Origin of the sequence: Vibrio casei (assembly GCF_002218025.2) — a bacterium.
In the GTDB taxonomy this organism is placed as follows: domain Bacteria; phylum Pseudomonadota; class Gammaproteobacteria; order Enterobacterales; family Vibrionaceae; genus Vibrio; species Vibrio casei.
Genome location: NZ_AP018680.1, coordinates 1,737,386 through 1,754,380 on the forward strand (window position 1 = coordinate 1,737,386; position 16,995 = coordinate 1,754,380).

The window sequence follows — 16,995 nt, forward strand, 5'->3', positions numbered from 1 at the left end:
GCGCAAGCCATGCCATCAGTATTAACCACGAGCTACATCGAGAGAAGCTGGATCATTCACCGCTTGTGCACTCAAGGCTTTTACAATACGTTTTGTCAAACCAGTTAATACTTTACCCGGTCCAAACTCTAGTAAGTTTTCTACGCCTTGATCATGCATCACAACCACGCCTTCAGTCCAACGAACTGGGCTATATAATTGACGAACAAGCGCATCTTTAATCTTCGCAGGATCGGTTTCTGCAATCACATCTACGTTATTAATTACAGGTACGACCGGTGCGTTAAATTCGATATCCGCTAGTGCTTCAGCAAGTTTATCCGCGGCGGGTTTCATCAGCGCACAATGTGAAGGTACAGAAACCGGTAAATGCAATGCACGCTTAGCACCTGCTGCCTTACAAAGCTCACCTGCGCGCTCAACAGCCGCTTTATTACCTGCGATAACAACTTGCCCAGGTGAATTAAAGTTTACAGGCGAAACTACTTCACCTTGTGCAGCTTCTTCACAAGCTTTTGCAATAGCATCATCATCTAAACCAATGATGGCATACATCGCGCCAACACCAGCAGGAACGGCCTGCTGCATAAGTTCACCACGTAGTGCTACTAGCTTAATCGCTTGTTTAAAGTCGATAACGCCCGCGCACACTAATGCTGAATATTCACCTAGGCTATGACCAGCTACCATTTGAGGTTGCTCGCCACCGACTTCTTGCCATACACGCCAGATCGCTACAGATGCAGCTAATAAAGCAGGTTGAGTACGGTGTGTTTCATTTAAATCTTCTACAGAACCATTTTGAACCAAGGCCCATAAATCATAACCAAGCGCTTCTGATGCTTCGGCAAACGTTGTTTTTACAACTTCATATTGTTCGCCAAGTTCCGCTAGCATGCCAACAGTTTGAGAGCCCTGCCCTGGAAATACAACAGCAAACTTACTCATAGAAAATTTCCTTAAAATTAAAATCTAGCTTACCTATCGTGTAGATAAACCTAACAATTAGAATCGAACGAGCGCAGAGCCCCATGTGAAACCACCACCAAACGCTTCTAATAACAGCATGTGACCACGTTGAATGCGCCCATCGCGAACGGCTTCATCTAATGCGGTTGGAACCGTAGCGGCAGAGGTATTACCATGACGGTCTAACGTTACCACCACTTGATCAAGTGACATGGCAAGTTTTTTAGCTGTGGCTGAAATGATACGTAGATTGGCTTGATGAGGAACTAGCCAATCCAGTTCAGTTTTGGCCATATCATTCGCTTCTAATGTATCTTTAACAAGTTTAGACAGTTGAGTAACTGCGACTTTAAAGACTTCGTTACCGGCCATATGCAGCCACGAGTCAATGTATTCTCCACGCTTAGCCTCTTCCAAACTGAGTAATTCACCAAAACGGCCGTCAGCATGTAGATGTGTTGAAATAATACCTTGCTCTTCACTTGCCCCCAAAATAACGGCGCCAGCCGCATCACCAAATAAAATAATGGTTGAGCGGTCTGTCGGATCACACGTCTTAGATAAGGCATCCGCACCAATGACTAAGACATGTTTTGCCATTCCCGTTTTAATATGCTGATCAGCAACAGACAGGGCATAAACAAATCCAGAACATGCAGCAGCAATATCAAAAGCAGGACAACCTTTAATACCTAATGCGGCTTGCACTTGACAAGCTGAAGATGGAAATTTATGGCTACCACTCGTCGTCGCAACAATAATCAAATCAATATCGTGTTTATCGATACCAGCCATCTCAATCGCATTGACTGATGCTTGATAAGCCATATCGGCAACTGATTCATCATCTGCTGATATACGACGCTCGCGAATACCTGTTCGAGTGACAATCCACTCATCAGAAGTATCAACCATTTTTTCCAAATCAGCGTTAGTACGCACTTGAGTCGGTAGATAACTACCAGTTCCTAAAATTTTGCTATTCATGAAGACTAATAATGCCTCTCGAGTAAAACCGCTTCTAAACGATCGCTTATACGGCTTGGGACCTGTTGTTTAACTTCATACACCGCCTCACCAATAGCATTGATGATAGCAGATGAGTCCGCTTGTCCATGGCTTTTGATAACAATGCCGCGCAATCCTAGCAAACTTGCACCATTATACTGGTCGGGGTTCAGTGTTTTTAGCTCATTAAATAAATGAGAAAACACTTTTTGAGCAATCCAACCCTTAAATGTTGAAGTGCTAAAATGATTTTTCAGCTTTTGATGGAATAAATGAGCAACGCCTTCACAAGACTTAAGACACACATTCCCAACGAAACCATCACAAACTATCACATCTGCAACGTCATAAAAAAGCTGATTTCCTTCAATGTAGCCAGAATAGTTGATTTCTTTTGTCTGACTCAACAATTCTGAGCAACGTTTAACCAAATCATTGCCTTTTATTTCTTCTTCACCCACATTAAGTAAAGCAACTCGAGGCGCTTTTTCAATGTGGACTTGCGCTAAAGCACTCCCCATTACAGCAAATTGGAATAATGTATCAGCATCAACTGAAACATTGGCACCAAGATCAAGCATCCAAGTTCTCTTACCAGAAATAGTAGGAAGTGCACTCACTAAAGCAGGCCTATCAATCCCTGGTAATAATTTGAGGAAAAATTTAGACAACGCCATTAAGGCACCGGTATTTCCACCACTTACACAAGCATCAGCCTCTCCATTAGCGACATGATCTAAGGCAATTCGCATCGAACTACCAACACTGTTTCGTAAAGCTAAAGAGGGTTTTTCACAATTAGAAATCGATCTCTCACTATGTTTAATGATGAGACGAGAGGTCGGCGTAAATCCGAGATATGTCAGTTGATACGTAATTTGTTCACGATCACCAACCAGGATAACTTTCAGCTCTGGGAAATGTGACAATGCCTGCACGGCGGCAGGCACTGTTACGCGAGGACCAAAATCCCCGCCCATTGCATCAAGTGCAACGGTAATAGTTTGCAAAGGTCAACCTTACTTGTTGATAACCTTTTTGCCACGGTAGTAACCGTCAGCAGTCACGTTGTGACGTAGGTGAGTTTCACCTGAAGTTGCGTCTACAGATAATGCACTAGTTGTTAGCGCATCGTGTGAACGACGCATGCCACGCATTGAACGTGATTTTTTGCTCTTTTGTACGGCCATGACCCTACTCCTTCGTTTTTAAACTCTACTGCTTAAATTAGCACTAGCGCTTTAAATTTTTTAAAACGTCAAATGGATTCGGTTTTTCTTCCAAAACTTCTTTGGGAAGATCCCCAAACACCATATTGTTTGATTGTACGCTACATTCAGATTCGTCATGCATTGCAATTTGAGGTAATTCTAGAATGAACTCGTCTTCCACTAGTTTAATCAGATCCAACTCACCGTACTCGTTCAGATCTACCAAATCGTACTCTTCTGGTGCGTCTTGTTCACTCTTCTCACTGTAAACAGGAGTAGTAGTGAATTCAACTTCGCACAAATGCGCGAATATCTCATTACAGCGTTGACATTCTAAATCGACTTCGACGTTAGCTTTACCAGAGATAACGACTAATCGTTGTTCATCCATTTCAAAGGACAATGTAACTTCTGCGTCGCGTTTGACGCCTTCAGTGAACTCTGCAAGTCGCTTTAATAAACTAACTTGGATTATACCTTGATAACCTAAGCGTTTTTGAGCAGATTTTGCCGGGTCTACTGTACGCGGTATTTTTACCTTTTGCATAGGGCGCGAATATTATCCTCCAAAATGAATTTAGTCAAAGAAAAAGGCAAAAAACTTGCATTTCTCTTACTCGCTTATTTTTGTATGTTGAAAGTCATTACATGTAAATATCAATGACGTCTCTAGACAATTGGTTTACTGTATCACTTATTAAATTAAATTCTGATGCCAAGAGATAGACATGATTGAAACTCAATTAATTTTAGCCTCAACTTCTATTTATCGAAAACAATTATTAGAAAAACTATCTATTCCATTTGAGGCTAAGAACCCGAATTGTGACGAAACGCCTTTCATCAACGAATCAGCGCAATCACTCGTCTTACGTTTAGCCAAAAATAAAGCCGAATCTTGCTTACTAAATGACGATAAACCTCACTTAGTTATTGGCTCCGACCAAGTTTGTGTTATCGACCAACAAATTATCGGTAAACCTCTAAATAGAAAAAATGCTATACGACAACTGCAGCAAGCTTCGGGAAAATCCATCACTTTCTATACTGGCATCGCAATTTTTAATTCTTTCAATCAAACGACAGACGTAGAACTCGATACCTTCACCGTACACTTCCGACAACTAACACAACAACAAATAGAAAATTACGTCGATAAAGAACAACCTCTCTACTGCGCTGGCAGCTTTAAAAGTGAAGGCCTTGGCATTGCATTATTTGAGCGTTTAGAAGGTAAAGATCCGAATGCATTAATTGGGTTACCGCTTATTACCTTAATTGATATGCTCAAAAAACAGGGAGTCAACGTTCTTTAATCGCTATTGCGCCTCATTCTTGTATTTTCTCAACGCTAGCAATACTCGCTCTAATTTCGATTCCATCGGTGCCGAAATATCCATAGATTCTTCTGTGGCCGGATGAACAAACTTAATATTGGCTGCATGGAGAAATAAGCGATCGAGTCCCATTTGTCGCGTATAAGCATCAAAACGTCTGTCACCATATCGATCATCCCACGCAATAGGATGCCCAGTATATTGACAATGAACTCGAATTTGATGGGTCCGGCCAGTAATAGGACTGGCTTGAACCAATGTTGCTTGGCTAAATTTCTCTAAAATTTTATAGCGTGTTTCGGACGGTTTACCATTTGGGTTAACTCGAACGATACTATTTACTTCATTCTTTAATAATGGTGCTTTCACCACTTTACAGCTTGATTTCCACTCACCCATGACTAATGCAAAATAATACTTTTGCACAGTTTTTTCGCGAAATTGAGCTTGTAAATGACGTAGAGCAGATCGTTTTTTGGCAACTAATAAAATGCCCGACGTGTCGCGGTCAATACGATGCACTAATTCGAGAAAACGGGCATCAGGGCGTAACGCTCTTAGCGCTTCAATAGCTCCAAATTTCAAACCACTTCCACCGTGCACCGCCGTACCTGATGGTTTATTTAAAATCAGCAAGCTGTCATCTTCAAATATAATACAACTTTCTAATTCAGATACTTTATCTAATTTAGTACTGATTGGCGCGGCATTTTCTTCAGATGAAATACGTACAGGGGGGATGCGTACCATATCCCCTGCTTGTAATTTATATTCCGCTTTTACACGTTTCTTATTAACGCGTACTTCTCCCTTACGCAAGATGCGATACACCATACTTTTTGGGATTTGCTTAAGTTGATTGCGCAAAAAATTATCTATTCTTTGTCCTGCCATATCAGCATCAATATCAACAAATTTCACTTCAGTTTTAATATCAGTCATAGTTGCTATTCTAGCATTCAAATCTAGGTGAGTGTGATAACAATCTCAAAATTATACCCTTGCTTTTATCCCCCACGTACAGATTTCTAACAGAAGTGTATAAAATCGAAACAGAAAATCACATAAGAACATGAAAATTAAATAACTTTCCTTTCATGAATATCCATTTAATTGAAATTAAATATAAAGTTAACCACAGGTTTTCCTATTTATTTATGTACTTTGCAACAAAGCTGATTGCTGATATTTCTTCTCACTGCTATAGTTCACAGCTGCAATGGTTGTATTGAACATTTTCTATGCAAATTTAATGTCATCCATTTGCGATTATGAGTAGAACGCTTCCTACCGTTGTGCCGCATTAGGCGTAAGACACCACCGAAGAAGATCAACTTATCGCCTACTCACGTTATCAATGCAGAAGTAATACCGACTAGAATCGGACCAGGCACTCTTGTTCTACCCAAAGTAATTGAAACGGTTCATTAACGGTTTCAAATAAGACAGGTATGAGTGTTTGGTAGCTATCGTGCCCCAGAGCATCCCCTATACAGCCGTGAGGCTGCAGCCAAAGCCATGGGATCTGGCACCTTTGATACGACAAAAGCGATAAGCAATTATCACGAAGAAAAACAACGAGAATTTAAAATGAAAAGAATGTTGATCAACGCAACTCAAAAAGAAGAGTTGCGCGTCGCATTAGTTGATGGTCAGAAACTGTTTGATTTAGACATCGAGAGTCCTGGACATGAATCTAAAAAAGCTAACATATATAAAGGCCGTATCACACGTGTTGAACCAAGTTTAGAAGCTGCATTTGTAGACTATGGTGCTGACCGTCACGGTTTCCTCCCTCTTAAAGAAATTGCCCGCGACTACTTCCCTGCTGGTTACACCTATCAAGGCCGTCCGAACATTAAAGAAGTTCTAAAAGAAGGCCAAGAAGTTATCGTACAAGTAGAAAAAGAAGAACGTGGTCAAAAAGGTGCTGCATTAACTACCTTTATTTCTTTAGCAGGTAGCTACCTAGTTCTTATGCCAAATAATCCTCGTGCTGGTGGTATTTCTCGCCGCATTGAAGGTGATGAACGCACTCAATTAAAAGCAGCATTAAGTACTCTTGAATTACCACAAGGCATGGGCTTGATTGTCCGTACTGCTGGCGTTGGTAAAAGTGCTGAAGAGCTTGAATGGGATTTAAACATCCTATTAAAACACTGGGGAGCGATAAAAGAAGCTTCTGAGACTGAGTCTGCACCGTTTTTAATTCATCAAGAAAGTAACGTTATTGTACGTGCTATCCGTGACTATCTACGTCGTGATATTGGTGAAATCTTAATTGATAGCAACACCATTTATGAACGAGCTCGTGATCATATCCAATTGGTTCGTCCAGATTTCGTTTCTCGTGTTAAAAAATACGATGGCGATGTACCACTATTTAGTCATTACCAAATCGAGAGCCAAATTGAATCGGCTTTCCAACGTGAAGTACGCCTGCCTTCTGGTGGTTCAATTGTTATCGACCCAACCGAGGCCCTAACCTCTATTGATATCAACTCTGCTCGTGCAACAAAAGGCGGAGATATTGAAGAGACAGCGCTCAATACCAACCTTGAAGCAGCGGATGAAATAGCTCGTCAATTACGCCTTCGTGACTTAGGTGGTCTAGTGGTTATCGACTTCATTGATATGACGCCCGTTCGTCATCAACGTGAAGTAGAAACTCGCATGCGTGAAGCGGTAAGAATGGATCGAGCTCGCGTACAAATTGGCCGGATCTCTCGTTTCGGTTTATTAGAAATGTCACGTCAACGCCTTAGCCCATCATTAGCAGAAGCAAGCCATCATATTTGCCCTCGCTGTACTGGTACTGGTGTTGTACGTGATAACGAATCATTAGCACTCTCTGTTCTTCGTTTAATTGAAGAAGAAGCATTAAAAGATAATAGTTCACAAGTACTGGCCGTTGTTCCTGTATCGATTGCGTCCTACTTATTAAATGAAAAACGTAAGTCAATTCAGCATATTGAAAAACATCAAGATGTAAACATCATTGTTGTACCAAATGCTGATATGGAAACACCTCACTTTGAAGTCGTTCGTTTACGTGATGGTGAAGAACATCAAATTTTGTCTTATCTAATGCCTCAACGTATCGAAGCATTTAAAGAAGCAGAAAGCAAAGAACCTGTTGTTTCAGATCTTAAGCCTCGTCGTATCGAAGAACCTATGCTGAAAGGCTTTGCACCATCTAGTGCTCCTGCTCCAACCCCAACAGCAGCCCCTACTGCAAAAACTCAAACAATAGAGAAACAATCTGAATCATCGGGGATTGGCGGTATTTTTAAAGCCATCGGTAACTTCTTATTTGGCTCAAATGATAAAGCTGACGAAGTCACGTCAACTGAAGATAAAGCTCCTGCGACACAAAATCGCCAGCGCAATGATCAGCAACGCGATAACCGTCGTCGTAATAATCGTGACCGCAATGAAAGAAGCAATGAGCAGCGTAAACGTCGTAAACCTCGTACAGAAACACTCGAAGATAAACAACAAACGGAAGTAAAGGCACCACAAGCTGAAATCCGTAACGAGAAAAAACGCAAGCCAAAACAAGACAAGAAGCCAAGTAAAACAACATCAAAAGTTGTAGAACAAGGCCAACAACTTGCCGCTGAAGCACAAACAGTTAAGCCTGAAATCGCTTCGAATGAAGAAAAAACCGTTCAAATTAAGCAACGTCGCCAACGTCGTCAAATGAAGAAAAAGGTACGTGTGAGCGAACAGGTTACAGAAGCTGAAGAAACGGCCGTTCAAGAGCTAGTGATTGCTGAAGATACAGCGAACACCGTTCCTGAAGTCGATACATCAGAGAAAGAAGACGGCCAACAACGTCGTAATCGCCGTTCACCACGTCATCTTCGTGCAAGCGGTCAACGTCGTCGTCGTACTCGTGATCGTCGCCCTAACCCGTACCGTCTCCGCACTGGCGGTGTAGCATCACCAGAAATGGCGATGGGTAAAGTTTGGCCTCAATATGTGCCGCCAGAAAAAAACACACACAAAGAAAAAGCTGTGACAGAATCAGTTGAAGCGCCTAAAAAAGAACCAGTAGCTCTTGGTGGTTTTGCTTTCCCTGAAATGTCTATGGGAAAAATCATCATCTCTCGCTTTGTCGATACACAAAGATCAGAAGTAGTTGAAGACAAACGACAACACGATGATGTGAAAGTAGCGGATCAAACGAACATTGCAGCAGCCAATATCCCTGCTGTAACTGAAAAACACATTGAAGCGGTCGAGATTGAAGAGACAGTATCAAACGAATCCATCACTCATGCTGAAACTGATGTCCAAGCCAATGCTGATGTAAATGTAAATAAAACGATAGAAGAGCCAGTTGTTCTTTCAGCAGAAATTACGCAAGTAACGGAAACTAAAAAAGCAGAAGTTAAAGCGAAAATTACAGCTCCGAAAGCGACAAAGGCAAATGCATTACAAGTGAAATCACACGTAAGTGCCCCGATGGCAAAAGCATCAGGTACTGGTAAATTAAATGAAATCACTGTTGTTGCCGCCTCTTTCCGTTACGTTGAGTTTTCTGGGAAATCAGCCGGTAGCCAAGCGGCTTCTGGACAGTCATCTTCTGGCATGTCAAAAACATTAAGCGACTAAATATAGTTGTTACCCTAATATAAATAAGGCCACATAATGTGGCCTTATTTTTTCTTTGTAAATACGCTAGAGCACAACAGCGATCATCACCAGTTCGATTAATTATACCGTGAATATTGCATTTATGGTTTCTTAGAATTCAGCTTGCAGAAGCAGTTGCAGTTTTTTCAACCATTCTGTAACATCCGTCAACAATTTTACACGTGCTTTTTACCGATTAGACGTTGATGCCTTTTTATACTGGCTTTACTGCTTGTATTACTTCCACTTTATTTAATTGGTATAAGCCATTATTCCTTTACTATTAACTGAGTACCCATGTTCGAATTTCCACAAATATCTAGCCAATCTATTAAAAATGATGTGCTGTCCGGTTTAACGGTTGCCCTTGCCCTAGTACCTGAAGCCGTTGCTTTTGCTTTTGTGGCTGGAGTTGATCCAATGATTGGCCTGTATGCCGCTTTTATTATGGGCTTAATGACGTCCATTTTTGGTGGCCGCCCAGGGATGATTTCGGGTGCAACCGGTGCAACTGCCGTTGTTATGGTCAGCCTCGTTGCCGTTCACGGAGTGCAGTATCTATTTGCTGCTGTTTTATTAGTTGGTGCCATTCAAATCCTCGCTGGTTTATTAAAGCTAGGAAAATTTATCCGTATTGTTCCTCATCCTGTCATGATTGGCTTTGTTAACGGTTTGGCGATTGTTATCTTTATGGCTCAATTAAGCCAGTTCAAGTCACCTGATATGAATGGTGTTATGAATTGGTTACCACAAGGACAAATGATGATTATGTTAGGCCTTGTGGCCTTAACGATGGCTATCATTCACTTTTTACCTAAACTGACCAAAGCCGTTCCTTCTTCATTAGTCGCTATTGTTGCCGTCACAGCCATTACGCAAATATTTAATTTGGATACCCGCACGGTCGTGGACTTTCTTCGCACCATGTCTGGTGATGTGAATGCGACTTTAGCTGGTGAATTACCAACATTTTCAATTCCAGCTGTTCCATTTAATTTAGAAACCTTACAAATCATTTTCCCATACGCTTTGATTATTGCCGCTATTGGCTTGATTGAATCATTATTAACACTCACGGTTGTCGATGAAATGACCAATACTCGCGGTAAAGGTAATCGCGAATGTATTGGGCAAGGGCTAGGTAACTTAACGTGTTCTATGTTTGGTGCAATGGGTGGCTGCGCAATGATAGGCCAATCGATGATCAACATTAATTCTGGTGGACGCAGTCGTCTTTCTGGTATTACTGCCGCTATAGCTCTACTTTGCTTTATCTTGTTCACAGCCGCATGGATTGAAATGATCCCACTCGCTGCTTTAGTCGGTGTAATGTTTATGGTTGTCATTGGCACATTTGAATGGGCAACCTTTAAGCTTGCTCGCCGAGTACCAAAACAAGACTTCTTTATCATTATACTGGTCACTATCGTAACCGTTATGACTGACCTTGCCGTTGCTGTCGGTGTTGGTGTTGTTGCTTCTGCTTTAATGTTTGCTTGGCAGCATGCAAAACACATCAATGCAGTAACTAACATTAACGAAGAAGGATCTAAAGTTTATCAAATTAATGGCCCTATTTTCTTTGGTTCAGCAGCTAACTTTACCGAATTATTCAATGCCGCAGATGACCCTATGGATATAATCGTAGATTTCAGTCAATCGCGAGTTGTCGACCACTCCGCCATTGAAGCGATTGAAACCATTGCCGATCGCTACACGAAGCTAGGTAAAACACTTCATTTACGTCACTTGAGTCAAGATTGCAAAACGCTTCTGCATAAAGCGGGTAGCTTAGTCGAAATAAACGTGAAAGAAGATCCAACGTATAAAGTCATTGATAATTTACTAGCCGATTAACTTTCAATCTTACAATCGTCTTTCCAATGCTAAAGCCCAACTTCAATGTTGGGCTTTCGTTTTTCTGTCATACCTAAAATTCTTTTCTTTATCATTTATCCGTATTTAAACTGCTCTTATTTCGCTATCATCTAAAAAACTCTGATATGGGACAATCTATCTATGGCACAACAAAAACAAGATCGACACCAAGAACGTCAGCAAAAAATCAAACAAGAGGTAGATCAAAGAGTCGAAGCCGCTCAAGAAGAAAAAGGCCTCATACTTGTCATTACTGGTAATGGTAAAGGGAAAACTACCGCAGGATTTGGCACGATTGCACGTGCAGTTGGCCATGGTTTTAATTGTGCAGTAGCTCAGTTCATCAAAGGAACATGGGACAACGGTGAGAAAAATCTATTAGAAAAACTTGGCGTTGAATTTCAAGTCATGGCGACAGGTTTTACATGGGAAACTCAAGATAAAGAAGGCGATACATTAGCAGCTCAAAAAATCTGGCAAGAGTGTAAACGTATGCTTAAAGATGATTCCCTCAATGTTATTTTATTGGATGAAATAACCTATATGGTCACTTATGGTTATATTGATTTAGATGAGGTATTAGAGGCTTTATCACAACGGCCAAAAATGCAATCGGTAGTATTAACAGGCCGGGCTGCCCATCGCCGCTTAATAGAAGCCGCCGATACCGTATCTGAAGTAAGGAATGTAAAACATGCTTTTGACGCTGGAGTCAAAGCATTAAAAGGCGTTGATTGGTAAATATTCAAAAAGGAGTCAGGATGCTTTATATTAAAAAGCCTGACTCCGGTAAAATACCGAAATCAGGCCTGAAAGCAGCTAATCAGAAATGTCCAACGCTAATTGATCACTTCACATTTTATAGGTTAAGTGATTACTTAAATAAATTATTGAGTAAATCACCAGCAGCTTTTTTTACATCATCATTCTTATCAGAATCTTTCCCACCTAATAATTTATCAATGCTTCTATCCACTTCTTTTTTTGCTTTTCCCTTCGCTTCATCAATTTTTTCTTTGGCTTTTTGCTTTGTTTGTTCATCTAAAGCCGCGTTTAAATCAGGGCGAATCTTAGGCTCAGTCCACGAACCCTTAATACTGATAGGTAGGGTAATATCTTTTAGATCGTTGGTATCCTTACCACCTTGACCTTTTAGCGTCCCTACAATCGATGTTTTCACCAAGAAGTCAACGGTTTCATTCACGTAATTTGCTTCACCATTTCCTAAGATACGTAATAAAGGTGATTGCAATGCCAAGTTATTGGTTTTCATTACGCCTTTTGATAAATTCATTGTCGTGGTTAAGGCGCTGAAATCTGTTTTCTTCACCGTATCAGCTTCGGCTTTTTTACCGTTAAAAATGGCTTGTACTGCTCTAATCTCATGCGCGACGTTGACACCATAAAGTGATCCGTCCGCAAAGTTAATGTTAATCACACCCGCAAGATTTTGTTTCGCTTTATCAGTAATTAAGCTCCGACCGGTAAGATCCGCTTTAATATTCCCGGTACCTGAAACAAAATCCATGTCCGCAATATCTTTAAGTAAAGGCTGCACTTTCACACCTTTTACTTCACTGCCAAGAGTATAAGTGGGTATATTTTTACGCGCATCAATACGAGCCTTAGCACTAACAGAGCCGTCATATAAATTAGCGGCAAGTTGCTGCAAATCAATCACACCTCTGTTGACGGTAAATTGAGTGACTACATTCTGCATTTTTGCATTACTGGCTGTCAGTTTATCAATTGAAATTTTACCCTTAACATCCAAAGTACGTGTCACGGTTAAATCAGGTTCATTTTGTACCGTATTACTATCCGTTTTAGCTGTCACTTTACCTGTAGACTTTGGTTCGCTTGAAGACTTACCACTATCCATTTGCTTTAAGAGCGCATCCACGTTGATTTCAGGACTATGTAAATCAAACTCTACTTTAGGGATGGTTGAAGCAAGACTAACTTGAGAACTTCCATCAAATACCAACTCGTTGATACCAAGCTTCTTCAATGCAATATTCAAATATTGCTTTGTGAGGTCAAAGCTCACATTTGATACCATATCAATCGCAATCGGGCTCAATGGTAATGCTTTACCGTCAATCTTCCCTTTTACTGTCATATTATCTAAACGAACTGATGATATTTCTTTGTTCACGGTCAACAATGCCGTTTGGTTCAGATCAATATTCATGTTAGAAACTTGACCTTTTATACCTACTTCCATGTTATTTGCATAATCAGACTTAAAAGTGTCTAAATTGAAGGTCAATTTTTCAATGTTAGTTGAAACATCTTTAAATTTGGCTTCAATTTGTGTTTTTTGAAGTTCATAATCCGTCAAATCTGTGGATACTTTAAATTCAGTGTCACCAGCAGCGGAAAAAATCTGTTGGTTATTTTTTCCTTTGATATTGAATTCAGCTTTACTCCATTCATTAAATTTAAATTCAGATAATGCAAAATTAACATCAGAAAGGGACAAATCAGAACCATTTTTATCATCAAGCATTTGCAATTTAGCATTATTAACGGTAATACCCGCTAAACTTACTTGCCATGGAGAATCTAATCCTTCGCTGGTTCCACTAACACTCGTTGAATCTGGCTGAGCAGGAACACTAGCATCTGGAGAAGTGCCGTTAATTGCATTCTCTTCAACCGATTGCTTAACAAGATCTAAATTAGAACGGCCATCTTTTAGTGTTTGAATAAAAATATCCGCACCATTTAATGTGACATTACCAATATCAAGCTTTCTCTCGAGTAAAGGTAGCACCGAAATATCTAATGCCGCATCGTCAATTTTTACCACTTGATCCTGCTTGAAACCATTTGGGTTAAGAACTTGAGTCTTGCCAATGCTAAATCCAATATGCGGGAAAAAGCTCCAACTAATATCACCGTCAATGACAAGATCAAATCCAGTCTGAGCTTTCGCTTGTTCGATAATAAGTGGCTTAAATTGATTTGGATTAACAAACAGAACTAACGCTAGAATGGCAATCAAAATAGCAGCAATAGGAATAGAGATAATTATGAGTATTTTTTTCATGGGATCCCTCGCACAAAATATGACAGGAAGTAACGTTAATAATATAGCAAACCCTACTTCAGTTTGGTAAGGCGAGTCATATAGATAAATTAAAGCTGTGCTGAGGCGAATACCCAAACACAGCTATTCTACGTAACCTTTAATCTTCATTTATGCGGCTTGCTACCGCACCTTGTTGATTTTTATATTTGGCATTATCACGTTTGTTATACGGCTTATCTGCATCACCTGATAAAACTTCAAAGCTCAATGCGCCAATCGGCATCATCGGCTTAAGGGCAAGAGGTAAACGACCAGAATTATAAAATTCAAGAACGATACGCCCAGACCAGCCAGGATCAATACGATGTGCGGTTACATGCACCATTAAGCCTAAGCGAGCAAGCGACGAACGGCCATCTAACCAACCAACAATATTGGCAGGTAAATCAACCGATTCATGAGTCACAGCTAAAGCTAACTGGCCAGGATGAAGGTAAAATTCTCCATCATCTGAAATATCAATTTCATCACTCATTACTTTTTCAAGTTGAGCTGTCACTTGCTCTTTCTTACCCGACAAATCAATATATGGCGCACTATGATCGTTGAATACTCTAAACTTATGACCTAACCGTACGTCGACAGTTAAACCACTAATACTTTCCTCCGACGGAGCTGGCGTGATGGTTATTTTTCCTTCTGCCAAATATTTTTTTATATCCCTATCGCACAATCTCACAATTCAATCTCCTAAAGTCACTTTGCAAAGCACAAAGCTCTTAAAAATAGCCATATTATGATTTTAGTAATTTCGCAATGTGTGCTTTTAATACATCAATAGCAATGCGGTTTTTACCGCCCCGAGGGACAATAATATCAGCGTGTTGTTTAGATGGTTCAATAAATTGCATAAACATTGGACGAACAGTTTTCTGGTACTGCTTCAATACTGAATCCATAGTGCGTCCGCGTTCTTCAACATCACGTTTCACACGGCGTAGCAGACAAATATCTAGCGGTGTATCCATGAAAACAGAGGCGTGCATTAGATTTCGTAAACGCGGTTCTGTGAGTAATAATATGCCTTCTAAAATGATCACTTTTTTAGGTGTCATTAACGTCGTATTTTCAGTCCGAGTATGTTCGGAATAGCTATACTCAGGAATATTCACCGACTCACCTTTCACAAGATGTTCAAGTTGCTCACACAATAAATCATGATCAAGCGCACTTGGGTGGTCATAGTTGGTTTTTACCCTTTCATCCATACTTAGATGACTTTGATCACGGTAATAGCAATCTTCAGTAATCACCCCAATTTGATGATCACCCACTTTTGCTCGTAATTCTTTATATATGGTGCTCGCAATTAAGCTCTTCCCTGATGCCGATGCGCCGGCGATTCCTACGATGACGCATTTGTTTTTTTCAGGCATTCGTTGTTCTGACATGTAAAGCACCCAAGCTCAATAATAACAGGACCCCCAGAGGGGAAATAAACCGCCTGATTATATACCTTTATGCATCAAAAAGGGAGTTTCCAATACACCTAATCGACGATAAAAAGTAGAAAAATAAGCGACTTTTCAGCACATAAAATCATCCATGTAGAAAAAGTAAGCATCAACGACTAAAAATGATTATTCACTTTAACCCCAGCAATAAAAAGAGTACCAAGAAAATAAGTACATTCTTTTTATCTATAGTAAGTATCGCGAAGTGTAAATGACTCCGTTATGTGACGTCAGTAAACATAATCGCATCAGACGCTGGCTCACCTTGCCAGAATAGGCGACAACCAACTTGGGCCGCTAACTCAATATAAATTTGTGCATATTCACTATTTGGTTTGGCCGCAACCGTAGGATAACCATTATCGATATCGGCCCGTAAATCGATGTGAAGAGGAATTTGAGCAAGCAGAGCCAGATCCATTTGTTGTGACATTTTTTCAGCACCGCCATGACCAAAAAGATCTTCATGATGCCCACAGTTAGAACAAATGTGGTAACTCATATTTTCAATAATGCCTAAGACAGGAACACCGACCTTATCAAACATATTCACCCCTTTAATTGCATCCGCAAGTGCAAGATCTTGGGGAGTCGTCACAATAAGTGCAGAAGTAACAGGAATCTGCTGTGACAGAGTTAATTGAATGTCGCCCGTACCCGGTGGCATATCAATCACAAGGTAATCTAGATCAGGCCATAATGTTTCATTTAGAATCTGCGCTAATGCCTTTGACGCCATTGGCCCACGCCAAACCGCAGCATCACTTTCATCCACAAGATAGCCAATTGAATGAGTAAACAACCCATGCGCTTCAATTGGAGTCATCCATTTGTTATCAATTACCTTTGGTTTACTGCCTTTTGTACCCAGCATAAGTGGAACGGAAGGCCCGTAAATATCCGCATCAAGCAACCCAACTTTAGCGCCTAATTTATGCAATGCTAATGCAAAATTGACGGCCGTGGTTGATTTACCAACCCCGCCTTTGGCTGACGTGATCGCAATAATATTTTTTACTCCTTTCACAGGATTCCCGTGAGGCGTTTTCATTGTTTTGACTTGGGTACAAACGACAATTTCAGGCAAATCGTCATGAATTTTTTTTTGAACATCAATCCAGGACTGAAGTTGGCCTTGTAAACCTTGCCCATAAAAAGGTAATCGGATTTGAACTCTGCCATCTGCTAACACAGAAACTAACCCCGCCGTATCAGCCCATTGTGGGATTAACTGTGGGTGTTCAAATTGATTAAGCCACTGACTTAACACAGAAGACGGTAACGAAGCACCTGATGATGAATACGAAGAAAATAGAGACATAAGACCTCAAATCATGAGTTGAATAAACTAATCCTAGCATCTTCGCCATTGAACCAGAACTATTTGGGTATATTGATGA

General features: G+C 40.5%; 14 protein-coding genes. 4 read left to right on the top strand and 10 right to left on the bottom strand.

The features are described 5' to 3' along the window. Positions 1–21 precede the first annotated feature (21 nt). Genes fabD through yceD form a run of 5 tightly spaced genes read right to left on the bottom strand, consistent with a single transcriptional unit; the run spans position 22 to position 3,735 of the window. Positions 22–948, bottom strand: coding sequence for an ACP S-malonyltransferase (fabD, locus tag VCASEI_RS08240; RefSeq protein WP_089110184.1), 927 nt, complete (start codon positions 946–948; stop codon positions 22–24). A 57-nt stretch (positions 949–1,005) separates the two neighbouring features. After that, entirely contained in the window at positions 1,006–1,956 is a 951-nt protein-coding gene (locus tag VCASEI_RS08245; protein WP_089110185.1) for a beta-ketoacyl-ACP synthase III, read from the bottom strand. 5 nt (positions 1,957–1,961) lie between these two features. Next, positions 1,962–2,987 carry a phosphate acyltransferase PlsX gene (plsX, locus tag VCASEI_RS08250; RefSeq protein ID WP_086960979.1) on the bottom strand — a complete coding sequence of 342 codons (1,026 nt, stop codon included), beginning with the start codon at positions 2,985–2,987 and terminating at the stop codon, positions 1,962–1,964. A gap of 9 nt (positions 2,988–2,996) precedes the next feature. After that, on the bottom strand, positions 2,997–3,167 hold the full coding sequence (gene rpmF, locus VCASEI_RS08255) for a 50S ribosomal protein L32 (RefSeq protein ID WP_017025198.1): 171 nt from the start codon (positions 3,165–3,167) through the stop codon (positions 2,997–2,999). Positions 3,168–3,210: 43 nt separating this feature from the next. Beyond that, entirely contained in the window at positions 3,211–3,735 is a 525-nt protein-coding gene (yceD, locus tag VCASEI_RS08260) for a 23S rRNA accumulation protein YceD (RefSeq protein ID WP_089110186.1), read from the bottom strand. A 181-nt stretch (positions 3,736–3,916) separates the two neighbouring features. Here yceD and VCASEI_RS08265 point away from each other — a divergent pair, with 181 nt between their 5' ends. Further along, positions 3,917–4,504 (top strand): Maf family protein, encoded by a 588-nt coding sequence (locus VCASEI_RS08265; RefSeq protein WP_086960975.1) that lies wholly within the window; start codon positions 3,917–3,919, stop codon positions 4,502–4,504. A gap of 3 nt (positions 4,505–4,507) precedes the next feature. Here VCASEI_RS08265 and rluC read toward each other — a convergent pair whose 3' ends face one another. Continuing rightward, positions 4,508–5,467 (bottom strand): 23S rRNA pseudouridine(955/2504/2580) synthase RluC, encoded by a 960-nt coding sequence (rluC, locus tag VCASEI_RS08270; RefSeq protein WP_089110187.1) that lies wholly within the window; start codon positions 5,465–5,467, stop codon positions 4,508–4,510. Positions 5,468–6,115: 648 nt separating this feature from the next. Here rluC and rne point away from each other — a divergent pair. The 3 genes from rne to cobO all read left to right on the top strand — a co-directional run bounded on the left by rne (position 6,116) and on the right by cobO (position 11,785). After that, on the top strand, positions 6,116–9,145 hold the full coding sequence (gene rne / locus VCASEI_RS08275; protein ID WP_089110221.1) for a ribonuclease E: 3,030 nt from the start codon (positions 6,116–6,118) through the stop codon (positions 9,143–9,145). A 318-nt stretch (positions 9,146–9,463) separates the two neighbouring features. Beyond that, entirely contained in the window at positions 9,464–11,023 is a 1,560-nt protein-coding gene (locus VCASEI_RS08280; protein WP_086960971.1) for a SulP family inorganic anion transporter, read from the top strand. A gap of 162 nt (positions 11,024–11,185) precedes the next feature. Continuing rightward, a complete protein-coding gene (gene cobO / locus VCASEI_RS08285) occupies positions 11,186–11,785 on the top strand; it encodes a cob(I)yrinic acid a,c-diamide adenosyltransferase (RefSeq protein ID WP_089110188.1) in 600 nt (199 codons plus the stop codon). A gap of 133 nt (positions 11,786–11,918) precedes the next feature. Here cobO and VCASEI_RS08290 read toward each other — a convergent pair whose 3' ends face one another. The 4 genes from VCASEI_RS08290 to apbC form a co-directional block, all read right to left on the bottom strand. After that, the gene (locus VCASEI_RS08290) at positions 11,919–14,099 is read right to left on the bottom strand and encodes an AsmA family protein (protein ID WP_089110189.1); all 2,181 of its coding nucleotides are present in this window, start codon (positions 14,097–14,099) and stop codon (positions 11,919–11,921) included. A gap of 139 nt (positions 14,100–14,238) precedes the next feature. After that, entirely contained in the window at positions 14,239–14,820 is a 582-nt protein-coding gene (dcd, locus tag VCASEI_RS08295; protein WP_086960966.1) for a dCTP deaminase, read from the bottom strand. Between the two features lie 55 nt (positions 14,821–14,875). After that, on the bottom strand, positions 14,876–15,517 hold the full coding sequence (udk, locus tag VCASEI_RS08300) for a uridine kinase (protein WP_086961219.1): 642 nt from the start codon (positions 15,515–15,517) through the stop codon (positions 14,876–14,878). A gap of 298 nt (positions 15,518–15,815) precedes the next feature. Then, positions 15,816–16,916 carry an iron-sulfur cluster carrier protein ApbC gene (gene apbC / locus VCASEI_RS08305; RefSeq protein ID WP_086960964.1) on the bottom strand — a complete coding sequence of 367 codons (1,101 nt, stop codon included), beginning with the start codon at positions 16,914–16,916 and terminating at the stop codon, positions 15,816–15,818. Positions 16,917–16,995 lie beyond the last annotated feature (79 nt).

Excerpts from the sequence above, each read along its gene's own strand:
- fabD (WP_089110184.1), bottom strand. The coding sequence starts at position 948 with ATGAGTAAGTTTGCTGTTGTATTTCCAGGGCAGGGCTCTCAAACTGTT.
- VCASEI_RS08245 (WP_089110185.1), bottom strand. The coding sequence starts at position 1,956 with ATGAATAGCAAAATTTTAGGAACTGGTAGTTATCTACCGACTCAAGTG.
- rpmF (WP_017025198.1), bottom strand. The coding sequence starts at position 3,167 with ATGGCCGTACAAAAGAGCAAAAAATCACGTTCAATGCGTGGCATGCGT.
- yceD (WP_089110186.1), bottom strand. The coding sequence starts at position 3,735 with ATGCAAAAGGTAAAAATACCGCGTACAGTAGACCCGGCAAAATCTGCT.
- VCASEI_RS08265 (WP_086960975.1), top strand. The coding sequence starts at position 3,917 with ATGATTGAAACTCAATTAATTTTAGCCTCAACTTCTATTTATCGAAAA.
- rluC (WP_089110187.1), bottom strand. The coding sequence starts at position 5,467 with ATGACTGATATTAAAACTGAAGTGAAATTTGTTGATATTGATGCTGAT.
- rne (WP_089110221.1), top strand. The coding sequence starts at position 6,116 with ATGAAAAGAATGTTGATCAACGCAACTCAAAAAGAAGAGTTGCGCGTC.
- VCASEI_RS08280 (WP_086960971.1), top strand. The coding sequence starts at position 9,464 with ATGTTCGAATTTCCACAAATATCTAGCCAATCTATTAAAAATGATGTG.
- cobO (WP_089110188.1), top strand. The coding sequence starts at position 11,186 with ATGGCACAACAAAAACAAGATCGACACCAAGAACGTCAGCAAAAAATC.
- VCASEI_RS08290 (WP_089110189.1), bottom strand. The coding sequence starts at position 14,099 with ATGAAAAAAATACTCATAATTATCTCTATTCCTATTGCTGCTATTTTG.
- udk (WP_086961219.1), bottom strand. The coding sequence starts at position 15,517 with ATGCCTGAAAAAAACAAATGCGTCATCGTAGGAATCGCCGGCGCATCG.
- apbC (WP_086960964.1), bottom strand. The coding sequence starts at position 16,916 with ATGTCTCTATTTTCTTCGTATTCATCATCAGGTGCTTCGTTACCGTCT.